The sequence below is a fragment of the Hydrogenophaga pseudoflava genome (assembly GCF_031020795.1).
Classification (GTDB): domain Bacteria; phylum Pseudomonadota; class Gammaproteobacteria; order Burkholderiales; family Burkholderiaceae_C; genus Hydrogenophaga; species Hydrogenophaga pseudoflava_A.
Genome location: NZ_JAVHJP010000007.1, coordinates 48,433 through 61,038 on the forward strand (window position 1 = coordinate 48,433; position 12,606 = coordinate 61,038).

At 67.5% G+C, this 12,606-nt stretch carries 13 protein-coding genes and 1 tRNA gene; 7 read left to right on the plus strand and 7 right to left on the minus strand.

Translation table 11 applies throughout. The annotated features are described in order from the left end of the window. Nucleotides 1-8 precede the first annotated feature (8 nt). From RCO38_RS20425 to RCO38_RS20440, 4 genes are read left to right on the plus strand one after another with little or no spacing between them, the layout of a single operon-like run. On the plus strand, nt 9-1,328 hold the full coding sequence (locus tag RCO38_RS20425; RefSeq protein ID WP_308330287.1) for a M16 family metallopeptidase: 1,320 nt from the start codon (nt 9-11) through the stop codon (nt 1,326-1,328). 17 nt (nt 1,329-1,345) lie between these two features. Then, on the plus strand, nt 1,346-1,951 hold the full coding sequence (gene rsmD, locus RCO38_RS20430; RefSeq protein WP_308330288.1) for a 16S rRNA (guanine(966)-N(2))-methyltransferase RsmD: 606 nt from the start codon (nt 1,346-1,348) through the stop codon (nt 1,949-1,951). Between the two features lie 51 nt (nt 1,952-2,002). Next, complete coding sequence (coaD, locus tag RCO38_RS20435) at nt 2,003-2,506, plus strand: pantetheine-phosphate adenylyltransferase (RefSeq protein WP_308330289.1); 504 nt, start codon at nt 2,003-2,005, stop codon at nt 2,504-2,506. A gap of 10 nt (nt 2,507-2,516) precedes the next feature. Continuing rightward, nucleotides 2,517-2,816 carry a YfhL family 4Fe-4S dicluster ferredoxin gene (locus RCO38_RS20440; protein ID WP_308330290.1) on the plus strand — a complete coding sequence of 100 codons (300 nt, stop codon included), beginning with the start codon at nt 2,517-2,519 and terminating at the stop codon, nt 2,814-2,816. Here the strand turns inward: RCO38_RS20440 and pth are convergent. The 7 genes from pth to RCO38_RS20475 all read right to left on the minus strand — a co-directional run bounded on the left by pth (nt 2,765) and on the right by RCO38_RS20475 (nt 8,634). Continuing rightward, complete coding sequence (pth, locus tag RCO38_RS20445; RefSeq protein ID WP_308330291.1) at nt 2,765-3,430, minus strand: aminoacyl-tRNA hydrolase; 666 nt, start codon at nt 3,428-3,430, stop codon at nt 2,765-2,767. The two genes, RCO38_RS20440 and pth, sit on opposite strands and share 52 nt — an antisense overlap. A 75-nt stretch (nt 3,431-3,505) precedes the next feature. Next, nucleotides 3,506-4,132, minus strand: coding sequence for a 50S ribosomal protein L25/general stress protein Ctc (locus tag RCO38_RS20450; protein ID WP_308330292.1), 627 nt, complete (start codon nt 4,130-4,132; stop codon nt 3,506-3,508). Nucleotides 4,133-4,219: 87 nt separating this feature from the next. Further along, nucleotides 4,220-5,194 carry a ribose-phosphate pyrophosphokinase gene (locus RCO38_RS20455; RefSeq protein ID WP_308330293.1) on the minus strand — a complete coding sequence of 325 codons (975 nt, stop codon included), beginning with the start codon at nt 5,192-5,194 and terminating at the stop codon, nt 4,220-4,222. A gap of 81 nt (nt 5,195-5,275) precedes the next feature. Beyond that, nucleotides 5,276-5,352: transfer RNA gene (locus tag RCO38_RS20460), tRNA-Gln, on the minus strand. 89 nt (nt 5,353-5,441) lie between these two features. After that, nucleotides 5,442-6,335, minus strand: coding sequence for a 4-(cytidine 5'-diphospho)-2-C-methyl-D-erythritol kinase (gene ispE / locus RCO38_RS20465; protein ID WP_308330432.1), 894 nt, complete (start codon nt 6,333-6,335; stop codon nt 5,442-5,444). A 17-nt stretch (nt 6,336-6,352) separates the two neighbouring features. Then, nucleotides 6,353-6,844, minus strand: a complete 492-nt coding sequence (locus RCO38_RS20470) for a lipoprotein insertase outer membrane protein LolB (RefSeq protein WP_308330294.1) — start codon at nt 6,842-6,844, stop codon at nt 6,353-6,355. Next, a complete protein-coding gene (locus RCO38_RS20475) occupies nt 6,841-8,634 on the minus strand; it encodes a tetratricopeptide repeat protein (RefSeq protein WP_308330295.1) in 1,794 nt (597 codons plus the stop codon). The genes RCO38_RS20470 and RCO38_RS20475 overlap by 4 nt, the downstream gene beginning before the upstream one ends. A 91-nt stretch (nt 8,635-8,725) precedes the next feature. On the opposite strand from RCO38_RS20475, the gene mutM reads away from it, so the two are divergent. Genes mutM through mutY form a run of 3 tightly spaced genes read left to right on the plus strand, consistent with a single transcriptional unit; the run spans nt 8,726 to nt 12,604 of the window. After that, nucleotides 8,726-9,541: a bifunctional DNA-formamidopyrimidine glycosylase/DNA-(apurinic or apyrimidinic site) lyase gene (gene mutM, locus RCO38_RS20480; protein ID WP_308330296.1), complete on the plus strand. Its 816-nt coding sequence runs from the start codon at nt 8,726-8,728 to the stop codon at nt 9,539-9,541. Nucleotides 9,542-9,593: 52 nt separating this feature from the next. Continuing rightward, on the plus strand, nt 9,594-11,537 hold the full coding sequence (locus RCO38_RS20485) for a dynamin family protein (protein ID WP_308330297.1): 1,944 nt from the start codon (nt 9,594-9,596) through the stop codon (nt 11,535-11,537). Beyond that, nucleotides 11,534-12,604 (plus strand): A/G-specific adenine glycosylase, encoded by a 1,071-nt coding sequence (gene mutY, locus RCO38_RS20490; protein ID WP_308330298.1) that lies wholly within the window; start codon nt 11,534-11,536, stop codon nt 12,602-12,604. The genes RCO38_RS20485 and mutY overlap by 4 nt, the downstream gene beginning before the upstream one ends. The last annotated feature ends 2 nt before the right edge of the window (nt 12,605-12,606 follow it).

Here is a 12,606-nt window from a genome sequence, read left to right on the forward strand (position 1 = left end):
ATCCAACGATGAACAACGTCTTCCGCTTTGCCCTGCTGTGTCTGTTCTGTGTGCCGGCGTGGGCCGTGATTCCGATCCAGCACTGGACCCATCCAAGCGGCGCCCGTGTCTACCTCGTGGCCAGCCCGTCGATCCCGATGCTGGACGTGCAGATCGACTTCGACGGCGGCTCGCGCCGCGATCCGGCGGAGCGCGCCGGGCTGGCGAGCGCCACCGCCTCGATGATGTCGGCCGGCGTGGCGGCACAGGACACGCTGGCCGCGCTGGATGAAAACGCCCTCAGCGAGGCCTGGGTCGACCTGGGCGCGCAACTGAGCGTGAGCGCAGGGCTGGAGCGTTTCAGCGTGTCCTTGCGCACGCTCACCGAGCCCGACCTGCTGGAGCGCTCCCTGGCACTCGCGGTCCGCCAGCTGGCCTCGCCAGCGTGGCCGCAGGCCGTCTGGCAGCGCGACCGCCAGCGCTGGCTGGCCGCCCTCAAGGAGGCCGAGACGCGCCCCGCCACCCACGCCGGGCGGGCCTTCGCCCAGGCCGTGTACGGCGCCCACCCGTACGGCCGCGAGGCCACCGCGGCCACGCTGGAGGCCATCACCGTGGACGACCTGCGCGGTTTCTACCGGCGCCATGCGGCGGCCTGCCGGGCCCAGATCGTGATGGTGGGGGCGATCGACCGCGCCATGGCCGGGCGCATTGCCGACCAGCTCGTGGCACCGCTGGCGCCCCATGGTTGCGAAACCTTGCCGGCGGTGGCCGAGGTGTCGCCACTGGCAAGCGCCGTCGAGCGGCGCATCCCTTTCGAGGTCGCGCAGGCCCAGGTCCTGATCGGTCAGCCCGGCCATCGGCGCAACGACCCCGACTTTTTCCCGCTGTTCATCGGCAACTACATCCTGGGCGGTGGCGGCTTCGTCTCGCGCCTGTCCACCGAGGTGCGCGAAAAGCGGGGACTGAGCTACAGCGCCTACAGCTACTTCGCGCCCGGCCTGCACGCGGGCGCCTTCCAAGTCGGACTGACGACGCGGCCGGACCAGGCGGACCAGGCGGTCCAGGTGGCGCGCGAGGTCGTGCGCCGCTTCGTCGCCGAGGGCCCCACCGAAGCCGAGCTGCGGGCCGCCAAGGACTATCTGGTCAACGGTTTCGCCTTGCGCTTCGACAGCAACCGCAAGCTGCTGGACAACGTGGCCAACATCGCCTGGAACGGCCTGCCGCTGGACTATCTGGAGAGCTGGACCCGCCGCGTGGAGACGGTGACGGTGGAGGACATCCGGCGCTCGTTTGCGCGCGTGCTGCAGCCCGACCGCGTGGTGACGGTGGTCGTGGGCGCACAGCCCTGACTGGTTAAGCTCGGCGCATGAACAAAGCACCGCCACGTCCCGCCGCCCAGGCCGCGCACGAGGTCCGCATCATTGGCGGCCAGTGGAAACGAAGCAAGCTGCCCGTGGCCGACCGGCCCGGCCTGCGGCCCACGCCCTCGCGTGTGCGCGAGACGCTGTTCAACTGGCTGGGTCAGGACCTGAGCGGGTGGCGCTGCCTCGACGCTTTCGCAGGCACCGGCGCGCTCGGGCTGGAGGCCGGCTCGCGCGGCGCCGCAGCGGTGACGCTGGTGGAGCAGGACCCGGCGCTGTGCAAGTCCCTGCAGGCGGTCGCACAACGGCTCAAGGCGGAGACGGTGCGCGTCGAGCGCGGCGACGGCGTCGCCGCGCTGCGCCAGCGGGCCGGGCAGGGGCTGGATCTGGTGTTCCTCGACCCGCCGTTCGGCGACGGCGGCAACGAAGAGCTGTTCGGCGCGGCGCTGCGGTCGGCCCGTCTGGCGCTGGGTGACACCGGCCTGATCTACCTGGAGGCGCCGCGCACCTGGGGCGACGACGAACTCGCGCAGATTGGCCTGCAGGTGCACCGCCACGGCAAGGCCGGGCAGGTGCATTTCCATCTTCTGCGCCCCTTGCCACCGCAGTGACAAGTGGCCCGGCTCTCCGGCCGCCGCCGCCCCTTGGCCGATAATCCCGGCATGTCCGATCCCGTCTCCTCCATCCGCCGCATCGCGGTCTACAGCGGCACCTTCGACCCGCTCACGCTCGGCCATGAGGACGTGGTGCGCCGCGCCGCCGGGCTGTTCGACGAGCTGATCCTGGCGGTGGCCATCGCCCACCACAAGAAGACGCGCTTCTCGCTGCAGGAGCGCATGGCCATGGCCGCCGAGGCCCTGGACGGGCTGCCGGTGCGTGTGTTGCCGTTCGACGGACTCATCATGGATTTCTGTCGGGAGCAGGGTGCCTGCGCCGTGGTGCGCGGCATCCGCAACATGACCGACTTCGACTACGAGGCCCAGATGGCGGCCATGAACCGCAAGCTGCTGCCCACGGTGGAAACCGTGTTCCTGCTGCCGCAGGCCGAGCTGCAGTGCATCTCCAGCACCCTCGTGCGCGAGATTGCCACGCTCGGTGGCGATGTGTCGCGGATGGTCAGCCCGGGGGTGGCGGATCGGCTGAAGCCACGCCCTCTCCAGGCGTGAGGAGCAGACCATGGCTTTGATGATCACCGCGGAGTGCATCAACTGCGACGTATGCGAGCCCGAGTGCCCCAACCAGGCGATCTCGATGGGCGAGGACTTCTACCAGATCGACCCGAACCGCTGCACCGAGTGCGTGGGCCACTTCGACGAGCCGCAGTGCGTGCAGGTGTGTCCGGTGGAGTGCATCCCGGTCGACCCGGCGCACGTGGAGAACCATGAGACGCTGTGGCAGAAGTACCAGCGCCTGCAGGCGGCGGGTCAGTCGCTGGCGTCGCCCGGCCCGGTGGTGTTGCCGCCCTCGGCGCGCTGAGCGGTTGTCGCCGGTACAGGCTTCGGTGGCTTGGGGCGCGGGGGCTTGCTGGTGTGGATCAGGGCCGTTGCCTTGTCCATCTCACCCGCGATCAGCTGCGGCAGTGCCTTGAGCGACCGGTCCAGCGCCTGTGCAATGGCGATGCGGTCGTCCGGTGAGGGCTTCTTGAGTACCCAGTTCGCCACTTCGTTCTTGTTGCCGGGGTGTCCGATGCCCACGCGCAGCCGCCAGTAGTCTGGGCTGCCCAGCTGGGCGTGGATGTCGCGCAGGCCGTTGTGGCCGGCGTGGCCGCCGCCCTTCTTGAGCTTGGCCTCACCGGGCGGCAGGTCCAGTTCGTCGTGCACCACCAGCACTTCTTCCGGTGCCACCTTGAAGAAGCGCGCCAGCGACGCCACCGACTTGCCCGAGAGGTTCATGTAGGTCTGCGGCTCCACCAGCCAGACACTCTGCCCGCCCACATTGGCGCGCGCCACGAGGCCAAAGTGCCCGCGCTCCATCTGCAGCGAGGTCTTGAGGATGCGTGCAGCCTCGTCCACGAACCAGAACCCGGCGTTGTGGCGTGTCTGCTCGTATTCGGGACCTGGGTTTCCCAGGCCAGCGATGAGTCGGATCATGGCGGTGGATTATGGAGGCCCGCAAAGAACAAAGGCCCGCACAGGGCGGGCCTTCGGGAGGAACAACAAGAAGAATTACTTCTTGCCCTTGCCCTTCTTCTTGTCGTCGGCAGCAGCCACCACCGGAGCGGCCACCACTTCTTCCACCGGCTCGACGACGGTGGCGATGGTGATGTCCTTGCGGCCGTGCGTCACGATCTTCACGCCCGCGGGCAGTTTCAGGTCGCCGGTGTGGATGGTCGCGCCCTTCTCGGCAGCGCTCAGGTCCACCTCGATGAACTCGGGCAGCTGCATGGCCAGGCATTCGATCTCGATCTCGGTCACGATATGGTTGACCAGGCACTTGTCGGTCTTGACGGCCGGCGAGTTCTCTTCACCCACGAAGTGGATCGGCACCTTCTTGTGCAGGCGGGTCTTTTCGTCCACGCGCTGGAAGTCCACGTGCAGGACCTGCGGCTTGTAGGGGTGGTACTGCACATCACGCAGCAGAACCTTCTGGACCTTGCCGGCCAGTTCCATGTCCAGGATGGACGCGTGGAAGGCTTCCTTCTTCAGGGCATGCCACAGCGCGTTGTGATCGACTTCGATCGTCACGGGCGTGGTGTCACCACCAAAAACGATACCGGGCGCGCGACCGGTGATGCGCAGACGGCGGCTCGCACCCGTACCCTGCTTGGCGCGCTCAAAAGCGACGAATTGCATGACTGACTCCGTTGGAGGGGTTCCGCGACCAGAACGCCTCGGTTTGAAAAAGGCTGTACCACAGGGCACAGCCTGCTTTTTGTCGCCTCAGAACAGGTTGTCCTGATCGGCGAACAAACTCATCACCGACTCGCCCGAAGCGATGCGCGCGATGGTCTCGGCCATCAGCGGCGCCACGGAGAGCTGGCGGATCTTGGCGCAGGCCTGGGCGGCCTGCGACAGGGGAATGGTGTTGGTCACGACCACTTCGTCCAGGGCCGTGCCCTTGGCGATGCGGTCGATGGCCGGGCCCGAGAAGATCGGGTGGGTGCAGTAGGCGTAGACGTGCTTGGCGCCGCGTTCCTTGAGCACCTCGGCGGCTTTGACCAGCGTGCCGGCGGTGTCGATCATGTCGTCCATGATCACGCAGTTGCGGCCTTCGATGTCGCCGATCACGTGCATCACTTCCGACACGTTGGCCTTGGGGCGGCGCTTGTCGATGATGGCCATGTCGCAGCCCAGCTGCTTGGCCAGCGCCCGGGCACGCACCACGCCGCCCACGTCGGGCGAGACCACCAGCAGGTCTTCGTAGTTCTTGGCGCGCAGGTCGCCCAACAGCACCGGCGAGGCGTAGATGTTGTCGACCGGGATGTCGAAGAAGCCCTGAATCTGGTCGGCGTGCAGGTCCATGGTCAGCACGCGGTTGACGCCCACGGTCTGCAGCATGTTGGCCACGACCTTGGCCGAGATCGGCACGCGGCTGGAGCGCGGACGGCGGTCCTGGCGGGCGTAGCCGAAGTAGGGAATCACGGCCGAGATGCGCGCGGCGGAAGCCCGCTTGAGCGCGTCGACCATGATGATGAGTTCCATCAGGTTCTCGTTGGTCGGTGCACAGGTCGACTGGATCACGAACACGTCGCGGGCCCGCACGTTCTGCGTGATCTCCACCGTGACCTCGCCGTCGGAGAAGCGGCCGACATTGGCCGCACCGAGCTGGGTGTTGAGGTGCTGGGCGATTTCGGCAGCGAGAACCGGGTTGGCATTGCCGGTGAAGATCATGAAATCAGGGGGCTGAACTTGCATGGTGTTCCCAGCTGTTTCAACGACCAGGGCGGCTGGCCGACAGCGGCGTGGCCGCTGCGTGATGTGGTTCAAAAAAATGGGTGGCAGGGGAGGAAGGACTCGAACCCTCGCATGCCGGAATCAAAATCCGGTGCCTTTACCAACTTGGCGACTCCCCTACTCAGGACATTCGTGGAACTTGCGTTTCACGGACACCCGAAAAATGTCGCAGGTCACTCATCCGCTGACCGGACTGACCGACCCGATTTTACCCGGGACACCAGTCCAGCAATGGATGTGCATCCATGTTGCCGCATTCACGAACCACCCAGTCGGCCGGAGCGCCGGAGAGGTCCGCTGCCTGCGGCAGCTGCGCAAACACCGCGGTGCCCGAACCGGTCATTCGTCCGTGAAGACCACGGGCGGACAGCCACTTCAAGCATCGCACCACGTCGGGGCACAGTGTCTGTGCCACCGGCTGCAGGTCGTTGTGTCCGAACGCCAGAATTTTCCGGAGATCGCAGGCGATGGGAACACCGCTCTTCAACGTTTCTGCATTGGTGTTTGCAGCAAAGCCTTGGAGTATAGCAGTTTTTGTGTCACGTTGCAGTTCTGATGAACTGAAAATTGCGGGTGTCGACGCCCCGGTGGGTGGTTTGACCACCACGAAACGGGCGGATGGCAGCGACACCGGGGTGAGCTTTTCGCCCACGCCCTCGACCCAGGCGTTGTGGCCACCGAGGAAGAACGGAACGTCGGCACCCAGTGCCAGCCCGATGCGGGAGAGTGCGCTCCGTGTCAGCCCGAGCCCCCAGAGCCGGTTGAGGGCGAGCAGGCAGGTGGCCGCGTCCGATGAGCCGCCACCCATGCCCGCTTCGGCGGGGATCTGCTTGTGCAGGCGGATGTGGACGCCCAGACCGGTCCCCGTGGCTTCCCTCAGTGCCCGGGCAGCGCGCACACAAAGATCCTCTGCCGGAAGGCCGGAGACAGTGTCTTCCCGGCTGATCCGTCCATCGGTGCGCAGCTCGAAGTCCAGGGTGTCCATCCAGTCGATCAGCATGAACACCGACTGCAGGAGGTGGTAGCCATCGGCGCGGCGGCCGGTGACGTGGAGAAACAGGTTGAGCTTGGCCGGTGCAGGCACACCTTCCAGATGCTGCAGCGGTGCGGGCGATGGGGTCATGGCTGGAAGACCAGGCGCAGTTCTGCGGTCGGCAGGGGCTGAAGACGGCGGGCGAGCACGCGCCCGTCTGCGTGGCGGCTCAGGTCCGCCTTCCAGCCGTCGGCCTCTGCTGCCTGGCCTTGCAGCCATCCGAAGAGCGCCGCCACCGGCAGGGGCGTGCCTCCGAGATCGGTGGTGAGTTCGTCCAGGGACGGGCGGCGGGTGACCTGAGTGCCCTGCCGCAGTTCGGCGCCTTGCGCGGACCAGTGCACCGATGCCAGCACCGTCCCCAGCGGAGAGGTCAGCTGGAGTTCGCCGGCCGCGAGAGCTCCGCGGAGCTCAAATCCGGCGGAGTACGACTGCGGTGGCTCGCTGTGCACGGTGAGCGCCAGCCGGCCGCTCCAGGACGACGCGTCCCTCGGGGCGTCTGGTCGGGAGGTTGCGCAACCCGCCAGCGTCAGCACCACCGCGCCGAGAAGGGCGAGGCGCCATCGAGCGAACCGGGTCATGGCTTGACGCGCAGGCGCTGCAGGGTGCCCTGCAGGGTCTCGTTGTCGCTGGCCAGCAGCAGTCCTTCGCGCCAGATTTTCAAGGCCCGGTCCTTGTCGCCACTGACCCAGAGCACCTCGCCAAGGTGGGCGGCGATTTCTGCGTCCGGGCGCTTTTCGTAGGCGGCCTGAAGGATCTGCACCGCGCGAGGGATGTTGCCGTTGCGAAACTCCACCCAGCCCAGGCTGTCCTGTATGTAGGCGTCGTCGGGCGCCATGGACACGGCTTTTTCGATCAGTTGTCTGGCTTCTGCCAGCCTGAGCCCACGATCGGCCAGGGAGTAGCCCAATGCGTTGTAGGCATGGTGGTGGTCCGGTTTGAGTTCGATCACCTGGCGGAACAGGCGCTCCATGTCGTCGATGCGGTTGAGCTTCTCAGCCATCATGGCCTGGTCGTAGATGAGGTCGCTGTCCTTGGGAAACCGGGTGACCGCCTCGCCGTAGACATCGAAGGCCTGTTGCCATTGCTTGAAATCTCGGAGCAGCTGTGCTTCCGCAACAAACTTCAGGCGCGCGTCCTCGGGCCGCCGTTCGGGGTGGTTGCGCAGCAGCGCGCGTGCGCGGTTCATCTGCCCCTGGTGGGCCAGCAGGGAGGCGCGACGCATCTGCGCCGCCATGATGTCGTCGGCGTTCTCGATCCGGTCCAGCCAGGCGCTGGCCGCCTGGAAGTCCCGCTGCTGTTCCGCGATCTGCGCCATCAGCAGGTAGGCCTGCGTCAGGCCGCGCGCGGCGCGCTCGTCGCCAACCTGTCGGGCCAGGCCCATGTAGGTCTGCAGCGACTGCGTAGCGGCGGGCAGGCGCTTGTCCTGCACCTGCAGCGTGGCCAGCAGCAGCCAGGGCTCCATGGCCTCGGGCTGGAGGCGGGTCAGGCTTTCAAGCAGGCTGCGTGCTTCGGCGTTGCGCTGCAGGTCGAACAGGATGCGGGCGTATCCCAGAGACACAGGGGCCGGGCTGCCCGCCACCGGGGGGCTCGCCTTGAGCTGGCCTCGCACCACGGCTTCCGCAGCGGTCTGTCCGCGCTCCATGAGATCCAGCGCGAGCAGGGCGGGGAACGGCGATGCCTGGTCGGCGGCGTGCCCGTTGCGGGCGGATGCCAGGGCTTGAGGCAGCTGGTTGCTGCCCAACTCCAGGAAGCCGATGGTGGTCCAGGCAGCAGCCGCGTGCGTGCCCTGCTTGATGATCGGTGCCAGCGCGTCGCGCACCACCTGCAGGGCCGCCGCCTTGTCGGTCACCCGTCCATAGATGCGGGGGATGCCGTTGATGGCATCGTTGCGGGCAGCGGCGGGCGCCTGGTCGAGCAGACGGCGCAGCACCGGGCCGGTCTCACCGACGCGGTTGAGCGCCAGCAGGATCTCCAGTTCGAATCGGTCGGCTTCGGGAGAGACCGGGATGGCCTGCGACCATGCGCGTGCAGCGGCCAGCGCTGCGTCGCCAGAGCGGGCCTGCAGGGCGATTTCCACCGCGCGGCGGAACAGGTCGGGATCGTTCTGCTTGCGGGCGGCGTCCAGGACCAGCGAATAGCCGGTGCCGGGTTCGCCGGACGAGACGTTGAGTTCCCCCAGCAGCAGTTGATAGAAGAGCGGCGCAGACAGCGCGGAGTTGGACACTGGGGGCTCTGCAGCAGCGCTGTCCTGGGCCATCACCAGGGCCGCAGGGCTGGCCAGAAGCACGAAGCACAGCGCCGCTTGTTGCACGGTCCGGACACTCCATCTTTGCGGGCGGTGGTGGCTGCGGTCGGGCGAAGTGTTCATCGGCTCATGATAATGGAAGGGTCCAAGTCGGCATGTCTGAGAGTCCGCTGTCCGGCCGGGCGTTCCCTTCATCGTTCGAAATCAGCCACCGATGCCTGAGTTGCCCGAGGTCGAAGTCACCCGCCGCAGTTTCGCGGATCGCATCGCCGGCGCGGTGGTCCAGGGCGCGCTGGTGGGCAAGCCCCTGCGCTGGCCCTTGGGTGCGGACGCCTCGTCGCTGACCGGTCGCCAGGTGCAGGCGGTCGGTCGCCGGGGAAAGTACCTGCTCATCCATCTGGACCAGGGGATGCTGCTCGTTCACCTGGGCATGTCCGGCAGTCTGCAGTTTTCCGGTGAGCTGCCGGAGCGGGGATTGCACGACCATTTCGAGCTTCACACCTCCCGGGGCGTCCTGCGGTTGCACGATCCCCGCAGGTTTGGAGCCGTGGTGCTGGTCGATTCGATGGAAGACCCGCGGGCCCGCAAGCTGCTGGAGGGTCTCGGGGTGGAGCCGCTGGAACCCGGGTTCGAGCCCGCTGGTTTTCATGCGGCCCTGCGGCAGCGGCGGTCCAGCATCAAGCAGGTGCTGCTGGCCGGTGATGTGGTGGTCGGTGTGGGCAACATCTACGCGTCCGAGGCCCTGTTCATGGCCGGCATTCGCCCGACGGTGCGGGCCGACCGGTTGAGCCGCCCGCGCGCCACGCGCCTGCATGGGGCCATCGTTCAGGTATTGCAGCGTGCACTGGCGCTGGGAGGCAGCACCCTGCGCGATTTTTCCAGCGCGGATGGGCAGAGCGGCTACTTCCAGATGGACGCCATGGTCTATGGCCGCGAGGGCTTGCCTTGCAGGACATGCGGCACCCCGATACGGCAGTTGCGCCAGGGACAGCGTTCGACCTATTTCTGCCCGCTGTGCCAGACGCCGTGAGCACCGCAGGGGCGCGATGCTATATTGATTGGATTCACTCCCCCGACGGCCCATGAGCTTCAACCAGGAATTCGACGACCACGGCGCCTGGCGCAGGCAGTTTGCTCTGCGTCTCAAGCTCATGTCCGAATGGTTGCAGGACCACGAACTGCTGGAGGCGGGTGTCCGCGAACGCCTGGACCAGCTGCATGCGCAGGTCCGCAATGACAAGATCATGGTCGCGTTCGTGGCCGAGTTCTCGCGCGGCAAGTCCGAGCTGATCAACGCGGTGTTTTTTGCGGGCTACGGACGCCGGATCATGCCGGCCAGTGCGGGGCGCACCACCATGTGTCCCACCGAGCTGGGCTACGACTCCGAAGTCCCGCCCTGCCTGCGCCTGTTACCGATCGAGACCCGCCTGCAGTCCAAGTCGCTGCTGGACTGGCGCAACGCGCCGGACAAGTGGGAGCGGGTGGACCTGGACGTCAACGATCCCCAGCAGCTGGCCCGTGCCATCCAGAAGGTGGCCGAGGTGCGGCGGGTGAGCCGTTCGGAAGCGACCGCGCTGGGGTTCTGGAACGACGAGTTGCCGGACGACAACCCGGTGATGGGCTCCGACGGGATGATCGAGGTGCCCAAGTGGCGGCATGCACTGATCAACATGGCCCATCCACTGCTCAAACAGGGGCTCGTGATCCTGGACACCCCGGGACTGAACGCGATCGGGGCCGAGCCGGAACTCACGGTGAGCCTGCTGCCCCAGGCGCACGCCGTGGTGTTCATCCTCGGAGCCGACACCGGCGTGACCAAGTCGGACCTCGCCATCTGGCGCCAGCACATCGCCGGGCTGCCGGAAGCCCAGGCGAGCAGGCTGGTCGTCCTGAACAAGATCGACACGATGTGGGACGCGCTGAGCACCCCCGAGCAGGTGCAGCTGCAAATCGCGGCCCAGCGCACCGAGTCGGCCGATGTGCTGGGTCTGTCGCCGATGCAGGTGATCGCCGTGTCCGCGCAGAAGGGCCTGCTGGCCAAGGTCAGCCGGGACGAGCGCTTGCTGCAGGCGAGCAACCTGATGGAACTGGAAACCGCCCTGGGCGTCGACCTGCTGGGGCAGCGCCGCCGGATCCTGGGGGCGGCGGTGGCCAGCGCGGTGCAGGCCCTGCGACAGGAGACCGGGCGGCTGGTGCACACCCGGGCCCGTGACCTGGTCGAACAGGTGCAGGAACTCGAAGGCCTGCGCGGCAAGAACGCCGGAGTGATCAAGCAGATGCGGCTGCGCATCGAGCAGGAGCAGGCCGAGTTCGACGCCAGTGGCGCCAAGATCCAGGCCGTGCGCTCGGTGCACCTGCGGCTGCTCAAGGACCTGTTCTCCCTGCTCGGGCACTCCCATCTCAAGTCGCGCGTGACCGAACTGGCGCGGGCGCTCAAGCAGCCCGGCATCAAGCTGGGCGTGCGCCGCGCTTACGGACACACCTTTGAACAGCTGCGCGCCGACCTTCTGAAGGCCGACCAGCTGGCGGCCGAGATCCAGTCCATGCTTGAAGGCAGTTTCAAAGGTCTCAACGCCGAGTACAGCTTCTCTTTGCAACCGCCCACACCGCCGCAGCTTCAGCAGTACCTGAAGGACCTGGATCTCATCGAAAAGAGCCACCTGCAGTACCTCAGCCTGGGCAACGCCCTGCGGCTGGCCCAGCCCGAGTTCGGCGAGCGCCTGGCGCGGGCGCTCATGAGCCGGCTGCGGGTGGTCTACGACACGGCGGTCAACGCGGTGGAGCTGTGGAACAAGTCGGCGGCCGCCCAGCTGGACGCCCAGCTGCGGGAGCGCCGCCGCAACTTCAGCCGCCGCATCGAGGCGGTGTCGCGCATCCAGCAGGCCGCCAGCGGACTGGACGAACGGATCCGTGAACTGCAGTCCCAGCAGGCCGAACTCAACTTGGTTGACGCCAAGCTGGCCGAGCTGACCGGCCAATTGCTCGAATCTCCCGAGGCAGCCCCGGCCGAAGCGGTCGAGGCATGAAGGCCCCGGACGCTGTGATCGCCGGTTTCGCACCGGCACTGGTGCATTGGCAGCGCCGCGACGGGCGGCATGGCCTGCCCTGGCAGGGCACCCGCGATCCCTACCGCGTGTGGCTGTCCGAGATCATGCTGCAGCAGACCCAGGTGAGCACCGTGCTGGGCTACTACCAGCGCTTCCTGCAGCGTTTTCCCGACGTGCAGGCCCTCGCCACGGCGTCTGAAGACGAGGTGATGTCCCTCTGGAGCGGGCTGGGGTACTACAGCCGCGCCCGCAACCTGCACCGCTGCGCCCGCGCCGTAGTGTCGGAGCACGGGGGACGTTTTCCTTCCACCTCGCTGCAACTGGCCACCTTGCCGGGCATCGGGGACTCCACGGCGGCGGCGATTGCAGCGTTCTGCCATGGTGAACGGGTGTCGATCGCCGACGGCAACGTGCGCCGGGTGCTCAGCCGCCTGCTGGCTTTCGAAGGCGATCTTTCCCAGACCCGTGCCCAGAAGGATCTGTGGCAACTGGCCCAGTCGCTGTTGCCCGAACGCCCTTCGGCGGACGACATGGTGGCCTATACCCAGGGTCTCATGGACCTTGGGGCCGGTGTGTGCACGCTCCGGCGGCCCGCCTGCGATGGGTGCCCCGTGGCCGGTCTGTGCGAGGCCCGCCGCGCGGGCACCACCGACCGGTTCCCGGTGAAGACCCGGCGGATCGCCCGCCGGCACGAGAGCTGGTGGCTGCTGGTGTTGCGCAAGAGCGTGGCAGGGCAGCCGGCCGTCTGGCTGGAGCGGCGGCCGCCGCGCGGCATCTGGGCCGGCCTGCACTGCGTGCCGGTGGCCGGTGACGAAGCGCAGGCGCTGGCGCTGGCCGGCCCCTTCGCAGCCAAGTCCCGGCACCTGCCTGCGCTGGCCCATGCGCTCACCCACCGCGAGCTGCGGTTGCATCCTGTGCTGGTCGATCTTGGTCCCGGCGCGGCGGAGCTGGCGCGTGCGGAGGGGTGGTGGGTGCCGACAGCCCAACTGGGCGACGTCGGCCTGCCTGCACCCGTGCGCAGCCTGCTGATGCAGTTGCCCGGCTGACC

What these genes read in the sequence shown, in the direction of transcription:
- RCO38_RS20425 (WP_308330287.1), top strand. Translation starts at nt 9, where the DNA reads ATGAACAACGTCTTCCGCTTTGCCCTGCTGTGTCTGTTCTGTGTGCCG.
- rsmD (WP_308330288.1), top strand. Translation starts at nt 1,346, where the DNA reads ATGAACAAAGCACCGCCACGTCCCGCCGCCCAGGCCGCGCACGAGGTC.
- coaD (WP_308330289.1), top strand. Translation starts at nt 2,003, where the DNA reads ATGTCCGATCCCGTCTCCTCCATCCGCCGCATCGCGGTCTACAGCGGC.
- RCO38_RS20440 (WP_308330290.1), top strand. Translation starts at nt 2,517, where the DNA reads ATGGCTTTGATGATCACCGCGGAGTGCATCAACTGCGACGTATGCGAG.
- pth (WP_308330291.1), bottom strand. Translation starts at nt 3,430, where the DNA reads ATGATCCGACTCATCGCTGGCCTGGGAAACCCAGGTCCCGAATACGAG.
- RCO38_RS20450 (WP_308330292.1), bottom strand. Translation starts at nt 4,132, where the DNA reads ATGCAATTCGTCGCTTTTGAGCGCGCCAAGCAGGGTACGGGTGCGAGC.
- RCO38_RS20455 (WP_308330293.1), bottom strand. Translation starts at nt 5,194, where the DNA reads ATGCAAGTTCAGCCCCCTGATTTCATGATCTTCACCGGCAATGCCAAC.
- RCO38_RS20470 (WP_308330294.1), bottom strand. Translation starts at nt 6,844, where the DNA reads ATGACCCGGTTCGCTCGATGGCGCCTCGCCCTTCTCGGCGCGGTGGTG.
- RCO38_RS20475 (WP_308330295.1), bottom strand. Translation starts at nt 8,634, where the DNA reads ATGAACACTTCGCCCGACCGCAGCCACCACCGCCCGCAAAGATGGAGT.
- mutM (WP_308330296.1), top strand. Translation starts at nt 8,726, where the DNA reads ATGCCTGAGTTGCCCGAGGTCGAAGTCACCCGCCGCAGTTTCGCGGAT.
- RCO38_RS20485 (WP_308330297.1), top strand. Translation starts at nt 9,594, where the DNA reads ATGAGCTTCAACCAGGAATTCGACGACCACGGCGCCTGGCGCAGGCAG.
- mutY (WP_308330298.1), top strand. Translation starts at nt 11,534, where the DNA reads ATGAAGGCCCCGGACGCTGTGATCGCCGGTTTCGCACCGGCACTGGTG.